This is a genomic window from Candidatus Spongiihabitans sp., from assembly GCF_965247905.1.
In the GTDB taxonomy this organism is placed as follows: domain Bacteria; phylum Pseudomonadota; class Gammaproteobacteria; order Arenicellales; family Poriferihabitantaceae; genus Spongiihabitans.
This window is the reverse complement of record NZ_OZ252047.1, coordinates 2,929,482-2,944,144: the sequence shown is the minus strand read 5'-3', so window position 1 is coordinate 2,944,144 and position 14,663 is coordinate 2,929,482. Positions and strand designations below refer to the sequence as shown.

16 protein-coding genes are annotated in these 14,663 nt (G+C 52.8%); 8 read left to right on the top strand and 8 right to left on the bottom strand.

The features are described 5' to 3' along the window. The first annotated feature begins 34 nt into the window (after positions 1-34). The 3 genes from ACP158_RS14990 (at position 35) to ACP158_RS14980 (ending at position 2,138) form a co-directional block, all read left to right on the top strand. A complete protein-coding gene (locus tag ACP158_RS14990; RefSeq protein WP_424946908.1) occupies positions 35-466 on the top strand; it encodes a c-type cytochrome in 432 nt (143 codons plus the stop codon). A 145-nt stretch (positions 467-611) separates the two neighbouring features. Further along, on the top strand, positions 612-1,397 hold the full coding sequence (locus tag ACP158_RS14985) for a quinoprotein dehydrogenase-associated putative ABC transporter substrate-binding protein (protein ID WP_424946907.1): 786 nt from the start codon (positions 612-614) through the stop codon (positions 1,395-1,397). A 69-nt stretch (positions 1,398-1,466) separates the two neighbouring features. Continuing rightward, positions 1,467-2,138 carry a rhodanese-like domain-containing protein gene (locus tag ACP158_RS14980; protein WP_424946906.1) on the top strand — a complete coding sequence of 224 codons (672 nt, stop codon included), beginning with the start codon at positions 1,467-1,469 and terminating at the stop codon, positions 2,136-2,138. Positions 2,139-2,293: 155 nt separating this feature from the next. Here ACP158_RS14980 and ACP158_RS14975 read toward each other — a convergent pair whose 3' ends face one another. Together ACP158_RS14975 and hrcA are read right to left on the bottom strand one after the other, a co-directional pair. Beyond that, positions 2,294-2,857 carry a DUF1285 domain-containing protein gene (locus ACP158_RS14975; protein WP_424946905.1) on the bottom strand — a complete coding sequence of 188 codons (564 nt, stop codon included), beginning with the start codon at positions 2,855-2,857 and terminating at the stop codon, positions 2,294-2,296. Positions 2,858-2,887: 30 nt separating this feature from the next. Then, positions 2,888-3,988 (bottom strand): heat-inducible transcriptional repressor HrcA, encoded by a 1,101-nt coding sequence (gene hrcA / locus ACP158_RS14970; protein ID WP_424946904.1) that lies wholly within the window; start codon positions 3,986-3,988, stop codon positions 2,888-2,890. Positions 3,989-4,166: 178 nt separating this feature from the next. On the opposite strand from hrcA, the gene ACP158_RS14965 reads away from it, so the two are divergent. From ACP158_RS14965 to ACP158_RS14945, 5 genes are all read left to right on the top strand, one after another. Continuing rightward, complete coding sequence (locus ACP158_RS14965) at positions 4,167-5,033, top strand: NAD(+)/NADH kinase (RefSeq protein ID WP_424946903.1); 867 nt, start codon at positions 4,167-4,169, stop codon at positions 5,031-5,033. Positions 5,034-5,035: 2 nt separating this feature from the next. After that, on the top strand, positions 5,036-6,754 hold the full coding sequence (gene recN, locus ACP158_RS14960) for a DNA repair protein RecN (RefSeq protein WP_424946902.1): 1,719 nt from the start codon (positions 5,036-5,038) through the stop codon (positions 6,752-6,754). After that, positions 6,751-7,230, top strand: coding sequence for an N-acetyltransferase (locus ACP158_RS14955; protein WP_424946901.1), 480 nt, complete (start codon positions 6,751-6,753; stop codon positions 7,228-7,230). Before recN ends, ACP158_RS14955 begins: the two co-directional genes overlap by 4 nt. Before the next feature lie 39 nt (positions 7,231-7,269). Next, a complete protein-coding gene (locus ACP158_RS14950) occupies positions 7,270-7,683 on the top strand; it encodes an outer membrane protein assembly factor BamE (protein ID WP_424946900.1) in 414 nt (137 codons plus the stop codon). Between the two features lie 339 nt (positions 7,684-8,022). Continuing rightward, the gene (locus tag ACP158_RS14945; RefSeq protein ID WP_424946899.1) at positions 8,023-8,541 is read left to right on the top strand and encodes a YadA-like family protein; all 519 of its coding nucleotides are present in this window, start codon (positions 8,023-8,025) and stop codon (positions 8,539-8,541) included. A 192-nt stretch (positions 8,542-8,733) separates the two neighbouring features. On the opposite strand, the gene ACP158_RS14940 is transcribed toward ACP158_RS14945, so the two are convergent. The 6 genes from ACP158_RS14940 to ACP158_RS14915 all read right to left on the bottom strand — a co-directional run bounded on the left by ACP158_RS14940 (position 8,734) and on the right by ACP158_RS14915 (position 14,307). Continuing rightward, positions 8,734-9,219 carry a YajQ family cyclic di-GMP-binding protein gene (locus ACP158_RS14940; protein WP_424946898.1) on the bottom strand — a complete coding sequence of 162 codons (486 nt, stop codon included), beginning with the start codon at positions 9,217-9,219 and terminating at the stop codon, positions 8,734-8,736. Between the two features lie 70 nt (positions 9,220-9,289). Then, positions 9,290-10,012: a hypothetical protein gene (locus tag ACP158_RS14935; RefSeq protein WP_424946897.1), complete on the bottom strand. Its 723-nt coding sequence runs from the start codon at positions 10,010-10,012 to the stop codon at positions 9,290-9,292. Next, positions 10,006-10,875, bottom strand: a complete 870-nt coding sequence (locus tag ACP158_RS14930; protein ID WP_424946896.1) for a glycosyltransferase — start codon at positions 10,873-10,875, stop codon at positions 10,006-10,008. Before ACP158_RS14930 ends, ACP158_RS14935 begins: the two co-directional genes overlap by 7 nt. Before the next feature lies 1 nt (position 10,876). Beyond that, the gene (locus tag ACP158_RS14925) at positions 10,877-11,854 is read right to left on the bottom strand and encodes a malate dehydrogenase (protein ID WP_424946895.1); all 978 of its coding nucleotides are present in this window, start codon (positions 11,852-11,854) and stop codon (positions 10,877-10,879) included. 60 nt (positions 11,855-11,914) lie between these two features. After that, entirely contained in the window at positions 11,915-12,718 is an 804-nt protein-coding gene (locus ACP158_RS14920; protein ID WP_424946894.1) for a uracil-DNA glycosylase, read from the bottom strand. A gap of 11 nt (positions 12,719-12,729) precedes the next feature. Further along, positions 12,730-14,307 carry a 2-isopropylmalate synthase gene (locus tag ACP158_RS14915; RefSeq protein ID WP_424946893.1) on the bottom strand — a complete coding sequence of 526 codons (1,578 nt, stop codon included), beginning with the start codon at positions 14,305-14,307 and terminating at the stop codon, positions 12,730-12,732. Positions 14,308-14,663: the final 356 nt, after the last annotated feature.

Here is a 14,663-nt window from a genome sequence, read left to right as displayed (position 1 = left end):
TGGTAAGCCTGCAACTGACCTGCGCGCCTAAGAAATGTGTAAATTGCTGTTTAAATTTACTGCCGCAACATGGATCGTGCTATGGCTCGTGCTGTCGGCATCAATGATGAACATGGTCTCCGCGCAGACGGGTGAACCAGAATTTAAGCTGATGAATGGCAAAGTGGATATCGGCACTTTTAACGGCTGGCGCCGTTTTCACAGTACCTGCCACGTTTGTCACGGTCCCGATGCGTTAGGCAGTAGTTTTGGTCCTAATTTGATTGACTCGCTTAAAACAATGGATTATCAAACTTTTATAGAAACGGTGACCAACGGTCGTCAAACTACGCGTGTTTCAGGCGAAGTCAGCGTGATGCCAGCCTTTGGCAAGGACCCTAATGTTGCCAAACATCTGGATGACATTTATCGCTTTTTAACTGCGCGCGCAAAGGGTGGTTTGGCGCCGGGCAGGCCGAAAAAATAACGCTTTAGATGAATGCCGTATTTTGGGATGGCTTGTTAATACATGACGGGACAATAATTCAACAGCAATTGTGTGCAAATTTGGGAAAGAAGAGCTCGCCAGACTGGCTTTCATAATAATTGCCGTACTCACTCAGGGCTTCGCGGTGAGCATTTCTGATGCGGCGGAAAGCACCGCTGGTCGTGAGGCGCTTTCGACCCGCACACTGCGCGTTTGCGCTGATCCCAATAACTTGCCGTATTCTAATGACCAGGGAGAAGGATTTGAAAACAAGATAGCCGAATTATTGAGCGCTGAGCTTGGTTTGCCGATCCAATACACTTGGTTCCCACAGTCCTTTGGCTTTATACGCAAGACGCTGAAATTAAGACGTTGCGATTTGGTGATCGGCATTGCAACCACATCGGAGTTAGTGCAAAACACCAATCCATACTATCATTCAGTTTACTCGATGGTATTTCGAGAGGATTCTGGCATCGATTCGAATGGCCTTAAACTGGATAAGATTAAAGAAAAAAAATTTGGCGTCGTTGCGGGAACGCCGCCGGCCTCTTTGTTGGCTAAATATGGCTTGATGCGACAGGTTAAACCTTATTTATTAGTCGTTGATACCCGGCGGTTCAAACCTGCGAAAGAAGCGGTGGCCGATGTGCTTAATGGCGAGACGGATGTTGCTATGGTGTGGGGACCATTAGCCGGGTATTATGTCCAGCAATTTAATCGGGATTCTTCCAGTCCCAGGTTGGTAATGGCGCCAATGGTGCATGAGGATGACTCTATACGCCTTGATTTCACGATTTCGATGGCGGTTCGGAAACGAGAATATGTTTGGAAGCATAAAATCAATCGGGCGCTTGCCAAATTACAACCGGATGTCGATCAAATATTGGGTGAGTATGGGGTGCCCTTAGTGGATAAAGCGATTGAATGAAGACCCTGGTTCAAACCTTGTGATTACGTTTCCCATTTGTGCAGGGTCATTTCCGACGAAGGCGCCATCTTGAACTATGTCTCTTTATTGCTGATCGGTTCTCGCATCATATTGGTGTCCATTGTGTTTGCGTTTTCTCCCGCCAACAGTTTCAGCGGCCACGACCAACGACAACAAAATAATCATGATGATGCGGTGACAGGTGCGGCTGGACAGCAAATAAATGCGGCAAACGACGCCGCTTACAGTGATCAGCCCATTGGGTTTCGGTTAGCGAACTATCGTGCGCCCGTGCCAAAATCCTTGACCGGGGCTACTACGATCAATACTGCAGAGTTGGAGGCGTTACTGATTAAAAAACAGGTCATGCGGCCACTGCTAATCGATGCTTTACCGAAATCAAAAAAACCAGACGGGTGGCCTCAAGAACAAGTTTGGCTACCGGAGCCGCATCTGACTATACCATCGGCTTACTGGTTGCCTGAAATCGGTTTTGGCACAATCAATGAAATGGTTGAGATCGCCTACAAAAAGTTTATGCGGGCTATGACCCACAATAATCTCGCTTATCCTGTCGTTGTTTTCTGCCGGGAAAATTGCTGGATTTCATGGAATGCCGCGAAACGTTTACTGCAATACGGTTATCGCCAAATTTATTGGTATCCTGAGGGGATGGATGGCTGGATTAGAAATTTAAACGATACCGCGATAGCGGAACCGGAGAAATTAGAGCAACCCTGACACGTCCGACTGCTCATCAGATTTATTCCTGCATTGTTCCATTCTCTGTGTTTTTTGTGATCTCCGTGTCTATACATCACCCACTGGAGATGACATAGCCCCAAAACTATAGTTGTCGGATTTGTCCATGCCTTTCGTGGCAATCATAAAATAAATCACGCGGTTCTGAAAGAAAAAAACTCGCCGGCACTGAAAACACCAACGGCATTCGCCGCATCACATTGATTTGGATCGGGCTGCAACAGCTCCGCCAACTGATAAAAAACCGAGCGGGTGATTTTGGCTTTCAAGTCGTTGCGCACCGTGATATACGGCGCCGGCTCGCCGCTTTGTGCATTTGTTATTACGCTGAGCGGATGAAGATGGTCTGCCAAAATCACTTCGTCCATATTGGTGCGAAAATACAATTTTTGTATTTTCTTGTCCCGGACGCGCTCCTTGACTTGTTGCATTTCCACCGCGACAAACGGCGCGTCATCCACCTGAATTCGATATTTCGCCGGCGGCGTCACCAAAAAATACTGTTCGCCTTCGCGCCGCAATACCGACGAAAATAATTTAACCATGCGCTGCCGTTGAATGGGCGATCCCAGATAAAACCACTCGCCGTTTGCAGCGATGCGAATATCGATATCGATGATTTTTACCGGCTTCCAGTCATCGATAGGCGCCAACTTAAAGGCTTCCAGTTGGTCAAAAATCGCGCTTACCTCCGACATGCAAGGCCCCCATAAAGCGCCCGATAAAGGTTACTGGGTATGGTTAAAACTTAACGCGCTGCCGACTAATTTTGCGGTAACGTCAACTGCAGAAATCACTTCGTCATATGGCATCCGGGTCGGCCCAATGACGCCGAGCACCCCGACTTTTTTATGATCCACCTCATAGGGCGCGGCGATCACGCTGCAATCCCTAAAGGGCTCATAGCCGGATTCCTCGCCGATGAAAATATTGACGCCTTCGGTGAACATGCTTTTTTGCAATAGATCAAATAGCACCTGCTTGGTTTTAAAGGTGTCAAATAACCGCCGCAGTTTATTCAACTCCGAGAATTCCGGGATCGACAGTAAATTATTCTCTCCGCTGACCAACACATTTTCATTGGCTTGAACCGCGTCATCATCAAACAGCTGGCCGGCCATTTTCATTGCGGTGCGCATTTCCCGGCGCATGTTTTTGTGATCTTGTTTCATGCGCGCGGATAATTGCGCTCTGACGCCATGCACCGACTGGGCGCTGTATTTGGCGTTGAAAAAGTTTGCCGCTTCAATCAGTTCCGATTCGGAGTATTCGCGATGGGCGATGAGCACCTTGTTTTGCACTTGTCCATCGTCGGTAATGAGAATGGCCAGCACGCGCTTTTCCGATAAATTCAAAAACTCAATCTGGCGAATTTGCGCATCGTTATTGCCGGGCGTTGAAACAATGCCCGCAAAAGAGGTTATTTGCGAGAGCATTTCCGTGGCCCCGGTCAAGATGCTGGTCTGGTCGGAGATGCCACTCAGCCTTGCGGTCATTTGTCTCAGGTATGATCCTGACGCGCGCCCTGAAGATGGATTGGCAATAAGCCCGACTTTCAGCAAACTGTTGATGAAGAATCGATATCCCTTGACCGTCGGCACACGGCCGGCGGAGGTATGCGGGGCATGAATCAAGCCGTAATTCTCCAGGTCGACCATGACCTTGCGAATGGTTGCCGGGCTGAGCGCCAACTCGGTTTCCGTTGCCAAGGTGCGAGAGCCGACCGGCGCGCCGCCATCAACATAGCAACGAATCAGCCCATTCAATACTGCTTGGGCGCGTTCGTCAAGATTGATGTTTTCCGGGTTAATGTTTTCGCTTTCCGCCATAAAAATTCAGCCATAAAATTATTGAGCAAAGGTGATTATCGCCAACGTTGATCGTTGAGACAATGAAGCACGGATTGCGAGCATGGCGTAATCAGGGCCCGCCGACCCCATCATTCGGTCAAATCGATTTTAGCCCAAATTAAATTGCTGATGTATAATATCAGTTTAAGCAATGGGCATGATGGCGAAAATTACAAAAGTTGGTCTGTTCGGAAAATTCAACGACGGCAGCGTAGCCGATGCGATTGCGCGGGTGCAGACGGTGCTGGAGGGAAAAAGCCTGTCGGTGCTGCTCGGCAACACCACGGCCACGGAAATCGCCGGCGCGCGCATTGACGATGACCAGCCCATGCGCGAAGCCATCGACCTCGCCATCGTGGTCGGCGGCGACGGCACCATGCTCAACGTGGCGCGCGAGTTGTCCGAGCATGGCGTACCCGCCATCGGCGTGAATCTCGGTCGCTTGGGATTTCTGACCGATATCGCGCTGGCCGATTTGGACGCCAGCATGTCGTCCATTCTAAACGGCGATTATGCGATCGAGCAACGCACCATGCTGCAATGCCAAGTAACCCAAGACGGCGCGGAGGTCTGTTCTGGAATTTCGCTTAACGACATGGTCATATCAAAAGGCAACACCGGCCGATTGATCGAGTTCGAGATTTGGGTCAACGGCCAATTCGTCAGCCAGCCCAGGAGCGACGGCTTGATTCTGGCGACGCCGACCGGCTCAACCGCTTACGCCCTGTCGGCCGGCGGCCCTATCATCTACCCGAATCTTCCGGTCATCAGCATGTCGCCTATTTGTCCGCATACTTTAAGCAATCGCCCAATCATTTTGGCCGAGGACGACGCGGTGGAAATCACCGCATTGAAAGTCCACGAATCGCCCGCGAACCTGGCTTTCGACGGCGTCATCGCCACGCAGCTAAAAGGGGATGAGACCATCGTCATAAAACGCGCGGCGAAGAAACTGAAAATGATAAGAATCAGGGGATTCAACTACTTTGAAACCTTGCACTCAAAACTCGGTTGGAATGGCTGAGCATGATCGACTGGCTGGAAATCAAGCAATTTGTCATTGCCGAGCATATCGAACTTGAGTTTGAGCGCGGCTTCACCACCGTGACCGGCGAGACCGGCTCGGGCAAATCGTTGCTGGTTGACGCCATCGGCATTTTGCTCGGGCATCGTTCCGGCAATAGTTATATTCGCCATAATCACAACACCGCCGAACTGCAGGCAAGTTTTGCCTTGCCGCCGCGCCACCCGTGCCTGCATTGGCTGGAACAACACGGCATGGCCAACGACAATGAGTGCCTGTTGCGGCGGGTCATTCGACGCGATAAATCGAGCAAGGGCTATATTAATGGCCATGCCGCGACCGCGTCGCAGTTGCGCGATCTGGGCAAGGACATTGTCGATATTCACGGCCAAAACGAGCACCACTCCTTGCTGAAAAAGTCGGTGCAGCAAATGCTGCTGGACGGCGCCGCCGACAATATCGAACGAGTCGCCGAGCTCGGCGATGGCTGCCATGCGATCAACAGCATCCAAAAACAAATCGACCGGCTCAATGATCAAAGCCAGGCCGCGCAGGAGCGCGCCGACCTGCTCAAGTTTCAAATTGAGGAATTGAATGAACTTGCACCGAGCGCCGATGACTGGCTGTCGCTGGAAAACCAGCACAAGCGATTAAACCATCAACAGGAGTTGTCGGCTGGCGCGCATGCGGCGGCGACAATTCTGCATCAGTCCGAAGAGCATAATTTAAGCGGCCAGTTGATTCAATGCGGTTTGCAACTGCAGCAACTTTCGCAATTCGACGAGCGCTTGAAACCCATCGCCAAAATGCTGGACGAAGCCCAGGTCAATATCGAAGAAGCCGCCAGCCAACTTCGCCCCTTTTATCAGGACAACGAAATTGACGATGCGGAAATGGAGAGCATCGAGGCGCGCTTTTCGCTGTATCACACGCTGTCGCGCAAACATCGCCTGCTGCCGCAGTTGCTCGCCGATCATCTTGAAGCGATGCAGCGCGAGTTATCTGGGCTGAAAGATCCGCAACGACAACTGGCGCGTCTCAACGAGCAACTGCAAACCGAGTCGGACAAGTATCGGCGCATTGCCGCGAAAGTCAGCGCGCGCCGCCATAAATCGGCGCGCCGCCTGGCCAGCGAAGTGACTACGTTGATGCAGAATCTGGGCATGAAAGGCGGTCGGTTCGACATTCTGCTTATACCGACTGAGAGCGGAATCCACACCAGATTCGGCAACGAGAGCGTCGAGTTTGTGGTCGCCGCCAATCCCGGCCAGCCGCTGCAATCCCTGAGCAAGGTCGCCTCCGGCGGCGAGTTGTCGCGCATTTCCCTCGGCATTCAAGTGGTGCTGGCGAACAACACGCCAGCGCCGACATTGATCTTTGACGAGGTGGATGTGGGCATTGGCGGCGAAGTCGCCAACGTGGTCGGGCAGAAACTAAAAGAATTAGGGACATCCAATCAGGTGATTTGCATCACCCATCTGTCCCAGGTCGCGGCCAAAGGCGATCATCATTTTAGCGTTTCCAAGCAGGGTCGAAAGTTAAAATCCGGGTCAAAATTCGGGCCAAAGTCCGGGCATGGCCACGACCATGAGCAAGTGGAAGCCACGGCGGTCAAGTTAGGCGCCGAGCAACGCGTCACTGAAATCGCGCGCATGACCGCGGGTGAAAAAATCACCAAGCAGTCCTTGGCGCAAGCGCAGGAAATGCTCAAATCAGCATGAACGCCGCGGCCGCTAACGACGCGTATCCAATCAGGCACGCTCAACTGGAGGATGTGCCTAGCATTTATTCGCTGCTAAAACACTATAGCGATAAAGGCGTGTTGTTGCCGCGCCCGCAGAGCGATATCTACGCTTCATTGCGGGATTTTTATGTGGTCGCGCAGGGCGGAAAAATCATCGCCTGCGCGGCGCTGTTGATTTACACCAAGGAACTGGGCGAAGTGCGCAGTCTGGCAGTGCATCCGGCGCATATGAAATTAGGCCTTGGCAATAAAATGGTGCGGCGCCTTGAGCAAGACGCGAATCATCTCGGCTTGGTGAAATTGATGGCGCTGACCTACGAGGTGAATTTTTTCGAGAAGATGAATTTCGAGGTGGTGGCAATGAGCGCCTTGCCGGAAAAAGTCTGGGGCGCCTGCATCAATTGCCATAAATTTCGCAACTGCGATGAAATCGCGGTGCTAAAATATATTTAGTTTGGATATAATATTGCGATGATGACGACGAAAATGGTTATGCAATCAAAGACGACCGCCAAGGATGGTGGAAGTGCCGATTTTGTAGGGAACAAAAATCGGCCAACGAAAATGGTTATGCAATCAAGTTCATCGGCGAAAGTGATTCGCACCGTAGCGGCGACCGCGCTCATATGCGCCGCGTTGTCGCTTGGCGGATGCTTTGTGTATAAAGTTGATGTGCAGCAAGGCAACGACATCACCGCGCAGATGGTGGCGCAACTGGAAATCGGCATGACCAAGCGCGAAGTCGTCCGCATCGTCGGCTACCCGCTGATCAACGATCCGTTTCATAAAGACCGTTGGGATTATTATTACTCCAAGCGAGACGGCAAGACCGGCGAAACCGAACAGCAACGCGCGTCCTTGAAATTCACCGATGAGGTGCTCAGCGAAATCACCAGTTCCTTTTAACGTGATATGCCCCAAGCATGAAACACGACTTCAATAGTACTGCGACATTCGGCTAGTCAAACTGGAGTCCTTTGCTTCGCCGGCGGCATCGTCCACGGCTTTGTCGGAGCGGTAATGTGCTCGCCGGTATGGGTCTGTCGCTGGTCGGAGTTATGGCAATTTGGTTATCAAGTGTGAGGTAGTGCGGCTTGCGCCGCTGGGGGTTTCACTGGATTATCGGGTCAAGCCCGATAATGACGGTGGGGTGACGGCGGGAACGAGGGGCCGGGCAGCGGAAATGGTGGGTAACCCCTCCGTCGTCATTCCAACGAAAAGCCTGCCCCCTGACTTGAACAAGGGTTGGAATCCAGAATCCAAAAAAGCCGCCATCGTGGCCGAGGCAGGAAAGCATCCGTCACTGGCGCGGGTGGTATTGCCATCGGCGCGGAAGTTGAAGCCGGCGAAAATGCGATCGTTATTGGTACTGATGCTCACAGTGTTGAAATCGGTGGTGTCGATATAAATGCGGTACACACCACCCTGACCGACGCGGACACCGCTCTCGGCGTGCGCATTGGCGCCAACACCGCTGGCATCGCCCGCAACGCCGATGACATTGGTGCCAACACCGCCGGCATCGCCCGCAACGCCGATGACATTGAAACCAACCGCTCCGGCATCGCCATGTCGGTCGCCTTGGCGCATCTGCCGACCATCAAGGGCGGTGGCTGGGGCATCGCTGCTGGCACTTTCGACAGCGAAACCGCGATTGCCGTGGGTGCGCATTTCGAAGTCCAGCAAAACGCCTTCATCAAGATCGGCGGCGCCTCCTCTGGCGGTGAAACCAGTTTCGGCGTCGGTTTCGGCAAAGGCTGGTAACGCGGCATCATCATTAAGTAACGACGAAAGCCTTGTGCAGTCGGGAGTGGCGATGGTTTACTCGGACATTGCCGCGACTGATTGCACGGGGCTTTTTTTGTTGCACACGACGCGGCATGGCACAAAAACCTCTGGATTGCCACGCGCGCATTCACTCGCTCGCAATGACGGGCGGGCGGCTACGACGCCACACTAATCCCTGAAGTTCGTGTATTGCAGGGGCAAGCCCAGGTTTTGCTCCTTTAGATGCGCCATGGTTTGTTGCAAGTCATCGCGCTTTTTTCCGCTCACGCGTATTTGCTCGCCCTGAATCGCGGCTTGCACTTTCAACTTTTGGCGCTTGATTAATTTCACTATTTTTCTGGCCAAGTCCCTGTCAACGCCCTGGCGCACCTGAACCGCCTGCACTGCCTTGCCGGTCGGACTTTCTTTTACCTCGCCCTTATCAAGGCAGTCCAAATCCACGCCGCGTTTCGCCAGTTTGAGTTGCAATATCTCCAGCATTTGCCCGACCTTGAAATCATCGTCGCCATAGAGCGTTAAATTGGGATCGCTTTCGTCAATCTTCGATTGACTGCCCTTGAAATCAAACCGGTTGGTGATTTCCTTGTTCGCTTGATTGACGGCGTTTTTTACTTCCTGCCAATCCACTTCTGAAACAATATCAAATGAAGGCATTTTCAATTCCTGGTCTAATTCACTAATCTAATTCACTAATATGGGGCAATGGCGCTGATGGGCGCATCGATTATTCCAACGATGCGGAATAAATCCCAGAATAAATTTTTTGGGCAATAGCGAGTATATCTTTTTTTCTGCCGTGAATCATTTGTTGTATATCCTGTTTTGTCAATGATTCGACTGGTTTGCTTGGTCCATCAGATATTATTTTTACGCAAAAAATTCTAAACTGGGCGCGCGCCAATAAATCCCGCTCGGACAATGCGGATATTATGCCCGCGGCTTCCATGTCATAAACATGACGACCGTGACAGGCTGCTTGCGGCGAGGCCACCGTGCATATATGCGCGCCGGGCAAATTCAGATTGATGCCATTTCCCAGAGTCCAGTTTTTTCCTGTGGCTTGATCGGTAACGGTGTGCGCCCGAACCAGCTCGCCAATCTCCCAAGCCGCACTGCCGGCGATGCCGAAATTCAACCAATAGGTTAGCTCTGGATTCTGGTTCTCTGAACTGTGCCGCTGCAGAAAATAATCGGTCAAAGCCTGGGCATTTGTGCAACCCGGCCCGCTGATTCCAAGCTGAACACCGCATCCCGAAAAAATTGAACTGTTACGCGGCGACCGCCAGGGATGGTGGAAGTGCCGATTGCCGCTCCTGCGCGTCCCGCGCCCGCGGCATACATGCCATCCATGGCAATATTGTCGGGAACAAAAATCGGCCGGCTTGAGTGAAAGTCCCTCGATCAACGGCGCCGCTTCGACTTTGAACGCGGTGATGATGTTTAGCACGCGCGCGCGCTCCAGCGTTTATGCAATGCCTGATAGCGCCTTAAATCAGTGGTGTTTTTGCGCTTTTCAAAACCCTTGATCAATATCGTGAGTTTGTGCAACAGCATGTTCACAGCGCATTTTCGATCATGTTCATTCAAATCATGCCGCTCCAGCAACTTGATGATCGACGACACCCGGAACCGATCCATGCCCCAATGCTGCTTCGATAACTGATCCTGATGCCCGCCGTATTTAATCAGCAATGGCTCGGCCACCAGCAAAACCGGAAGCCACGAAAATATTCTCAGCCACAGATCATAATCTTCGCAGGCCGGCAGCGATTCATCGAACAATCCAACGCGCTCCAACAACGTTTTCTTGACCAGCGCCGACGAGGGTGAAACACAACATAACGGCAGACATTGCTGGAAAATCCAGCCCTCCGGCTTGGCATGTTTTTTCATTGCATTGACGCGCCTGCCATGTCGAATCCAAATCTCATCGGTGTGACAAATTTCGAAGTCAAGTGATTGCGCCAGGGCTTCAACCTGACGCGCCAATTTATGTTCGCGCCATTCGTCATCCGAATCCAAAAAGGCAATCCAGTTCCCGGTCGCGAATTTAATGCCGGCGTTTCTCGCGCTGCTCACGCCCTGAGGTTGGCCGCGATTCGGCTGGGCAAGCATTTTTACCTGAGGAAATTTCCGCGTAATCTCGGCAACGGTAGAGTCGGTTGAACCATCATCAACCACGATTATTTCGTCAACCGGATAACTTTGATCACATACGGATTGAATCGCCCGCTCAACCCGATGCACGCGATTGAACGTGGGTATGACAACGCTGATATTCATCGCGCGCGGCAGCATGATCGCAACCACGCTACAGTAATTGCGCTACCGCCTGTTTTTCCCGGCTGAGTTCCTGTTCGGTCAGTTGCATTCGAGCGCGACTGAAATCGCTGATGTCAAGACCTTGCACAATTTCGTATTTACCGGCCTTGCAGGTCACCGGAAAAGAATACATCAAGCCCGGTTCTATGCCATAGCTGCCATCCGAGCAAATCGCCATGCTGACCCAGTCGCCGGGCGCGCTGCCATGCGCCCAATCGCGCATATGATCAACCGCAGACGAGCCGGCCGATGCGGCGCTGGATGCGCCACGCGCTGTTATGATGGCGGCCCCGCGCTGCTGCACGGTGGGGATAAAAACGTCTTCCAGCCATTGTTGCTCAACCCGGTCGCTGGCCGCCTCGCCGTCAACCAGCGCATTTGAAATGTCCGGGTATTGGGTCGCCGAATGATTGCCCCAGATGGTCATGCGGCTGATTTGTTCATGGTGGACGCCGAGTTTTTCCGCCAGTTGGAATTTGGCGCGATTATGATCCAATCGGGTCATCGCGGTGAACTGCGCGCGCGCTAAATCCGGCGCGTTGGCGGCCGCGATCAGCGCATTGGTATTCGCGGGATTGCCCACCACCAACACTTTGACATCTCTTGAGGCATGGTCGTTCAGCGCCTTGCCCTGCGCCGAGAATATGTTGCCGTTGTCCTGCAACAAGTCGCTACGCTCCATACCCGGACCGCGGGGTTTTGAGCCTACCAGCAGCGCATAATCCACTTCGCCAAACGCAATGTTCGGATTATCCGTTGCCACGATTCCGGTCACCAATGGAAAGGCGCAATCGTTCAGTTCCATGACGACGCCTCCAAGGGTATTCATCGCCGCCGGGATTTCCAGTAACTGCAATATGACCGGCTGGTCTTTGCCCAGCATATCCCCGGCGGCGATTCTAAACAGCAACGCATAAGCAATGTTGCCGGCGGCGCCGGTGACCGCGACTTTGACCGATTTTTTCATACCAGACCTCAATGTGCTTTAATGTATAGGCGATTATAGTGGATTGGATTTCATCGGCAATCATGACGCCGAGTCGACCACCGACCGCGCCAGCAACAAATCGGCCCACGATTTCGCTTTTTGGCTGGGGCTGCGCAGCAAATACGCCGGATGATAGGTAATCACCAACGGCGTATTCGAAGACCCGTACTGATGCACTTTTCCGCGGAGATGGCCAAGAGATTCACTGGTTTTCAACAATGCCTGGGCGCTGACCCGACCCAATGCAACAATGACTTTCGGCTTGACCAACGCCAATTGCCGATGTAAATAAGGCTCGCACTCGGCTATTTCCTCGGGCACGGGATCCCGATTTGCGGGCGGACGGCATTTAATCACGTTAGCGATGAACACTTGTTCGCGCGTCATGCCGAGCGCGGCGATCATGGCATCGAGCAACTGACCGGCCCGGCCGACGAAAGGCAAGCCCTGTTGATCCTCATTTTGCCCCGGCGCTTCGCCGATGAACATCCATTGCGCTTGAACACTGCCGACCCCTGGAACCGCCTTGATTCGGGTGGCGTGCAGTTGACAACGCCGGCACTGGTTAATTTCCATTGCCACTTTATCCAGGGTATCCAAGGTATTCGGGGTATTCGGGGCATTCGGGGCATTCGGGGCATTCGGCTCGGCAACGGTCGGCGCGGCGGCACGGTCATCATCGGCGGCGGGTGCGGCGGCGCGGTCATCCGTCTCGGCAACGGTCGCGGCAGGGTCGGCGGTGGCATCGTCATCCGCCGCATCATCATCGCGTTGCCTGAGCCGCCAGATGTCGATGCCCATTTTATCGAGCATCTCCAACTGGCGGTGGTCGAGGTCAGGCATTATACTGCCCATTATACGGCTTGCGCGCGCTGAGGATGGGTTCGGATTTCAGCATTGTAAAGTTTATTCAACGCATTAATGTACGCCTTCGCCGAAGCAATAATGATATCCATATCCGCGCCGTGACCATTGACGATAACCCCCTCTTTCTCCAGCCGCACGCTAACCTCGCCCTGCGCATCGGTGCCGCTGGTGATGCTGTTGACCGAGTACAGTTGCAAGGCGCTGCCGGATTCAATGATTTTCTCAATCGCCTTGAACGTCGCATCCACCGCGCCGTTGCCGGTTTCTTCGGCTTTGACTTCGATGCCGTCCACCCCCATAACTACTTTCGCGCTGGGCGTTTGATCGGTGGCGGAATAGGCTTGCAAATGCACAAGTATAAACCGCTCATTGCCGGCTTCATTGCCTGATTCGGTTACCAGCGCTTGCAAATCATCGTCAAAAATTTCATGCTTTTTATCCGCCATATCCTTGAAACGCGCAAACGCCTTGTTCATTTTGTCATCAGAACTGAATTCGAAGCCCAGCGTTTTCAATCTCTGCTTGAACGCATTTCGCCCTGAATGTTTGCCCAACACCATGCGATTCGAGCTCCAGCCAACCTCTTCCGCCGACATGATCTCATAGGTCTCGCGCGCCTTGATGACGCCGTCCTGGTGTATCCCCGCTTCGTGCGCGAACGCATTGGCGCCGACTATGGCCTTATTCGGTTGCACCGGGAATCCGGTGATATGGGAAACCAGCCTGCTGGCCGGCACGATTTGCGTGGTGTCAATGTTGGTATCGCAAATAAATTCATCCTGTCGAGTGCGCACCGCCATTACAATTTCTTCCAGAGAAGCATTGCCGGCACGCTCGCCCAAGCCGTTGACGGTGCATTCAACCTGACGCGCGCCGGCCGTAACCGCGGCCAATGAATTTGCCACCGCCAAGCCGAGATCGTTGTGGCAATGCACCGAAAAAACGGCCTGGTCGGAATTCGGGATTTTTTCGAGCAATTTTTCGATTAACCGGCCAAACTGGGCCGGCAGGTTATAACCCACTGTATCCGGTATGTTAATCGTGCGCGCGCCAGCCTTGATTGCCTGTTCAATGATGCGACACAGAAAATCAAGCTCTGAGCGCCCGGCATCCTCTGGGGAAAACTCCACGTCGTCGGTGTAGCCTCTTGCCTGTTTGATGGCGGCGACCGCATGGTCGATCACCTGGTCCGGCGTCATGCGCAATTTATGCTGCATGTGAATCGGCGAGGTGGCGATGAAGGTGTGGATGCGCCCAGACGCCGCCGCTTTGAGCGCGTCACCGGCGCGCGCCACATCTTTCGCATTGGCGCGGGCTAACCCGCATACCGTGCTGTCCTTGATCAGCCGCGCGATTGCTTGCACCGAATTAAAATCGCCCGGGCTGGCTGCCGGAAACCCCGCTTCAATGACATCCACCCGCATTTTCTCCAGCAACCGCGCGATGCGGATTTTTTCTTCCTGGGTCATGGACGCGCCGGGGCTTTGCTCGCCGTCTCGTAACGTTGTATCAAAAATGATTAACCTTTGTTTTGTCCTGCTGTCTTTCATCGTGCTGTCTTTCATCGTATTGCCTGCTTGGTATTGTTTGGCTTAAGGTGAATATTAGATAAGCCTATTATATAGGACCGTTCTGCCTGAGGCAGAAAAGGGTACGCTGGTGGATGGGGTAAGGGTTTATTGCGCTGGGAGGCGCAGTAGTCGAGCAGGCAGGAGGTGCAACAAAGCCGCCGCACCAGGGATTTCAAAGTAAGGGATTTCCAAGTAAGGGATTTCCAAGTAATCGAATGGGCAATCGAATGGACAACCAAATTGCGGCAATGGCGAACAGAATTTTACCGATGATTTATTCATGACTTCATTCATGGGCGGTAGTCTATAAAACTAATCATGATGTTGCAAGACCTATTCAAGACCTATTT

Coding starts and splice junctions, on each gene's coding strand:
- ACP158_RS14990 (WP_424946908.1), top strand. CDS start 35: ATGTGTAAATTGCTGTTTAAATTTACTGCCGCAACATGGATCGTGCTA.
- ACP158_RS14975 (WP_424946905.1), bottom strand. CDS start 2,857: ATGTCGGAGGTAAGCGCGATTTTTGACCAACTGGAAGCCTTTAAGTTG.
- hrcA (WP_424946904.1), bottom strand. CDS start 3,988: ATGGCGGAAAGCGAAAACATTAACCCGGAAAACATCAATCTTGACGAA.
- ACP158_RS14965 (WP_424946903.1), top strand. CDS start 4,167: ATGATGGCGAAAATTACAAAAGTTGGTCTGTTCGGAAAATTCAACGAC.
- recN (WP_424946902.1), top strand. CDS start 5,036: ATGATCGACTGGCTGGAAATCAAGCAATTTGTCATTGCCGAGCATATC.
- ACP158_RS14955 (WP_424946901.1), top strand. CDS start 6,751: ATGAACGCCGCGGCCGCTAACGACGCGTATCCAATCAGGCACGCTCAA.
- ACP158_RS14950 (WP_424946900.1), top strand. CDS start 7,270: ATGCAATCAAAGACGACCGCCAAGGATGGTGGAAGTGCCGATTTTGTA.
- ACP158_RS14940 (WP_424946898.1), bottom strand. CDS start 9,219: ATGCCTTCATTTGATATTGTTTCAGAAGTGGATTGGCAGGAAGTAAAA.
- ACP158_RS14925 (WP_424946895.1), bottom strand. CDS start 11,854: ATGAAAAAATCGGTCAAAGTCGCGGTCACCGGCGCCGCCGGCAACATT.
- ACP158_RS14920 (WP_424946894.1), bottom strand. CDS start 12,718: ATGCCTGACCTCGACCACCGCCAGTTGGAGATGCTCGATAAAATGGGC.
- ACP158_RS14915 (WP_424946893.1), bottom strand. CDS start 14,307: ATGAAAGACAGCACGATGAAAGACAGCAGGACAAAACAAAGGTTAATC.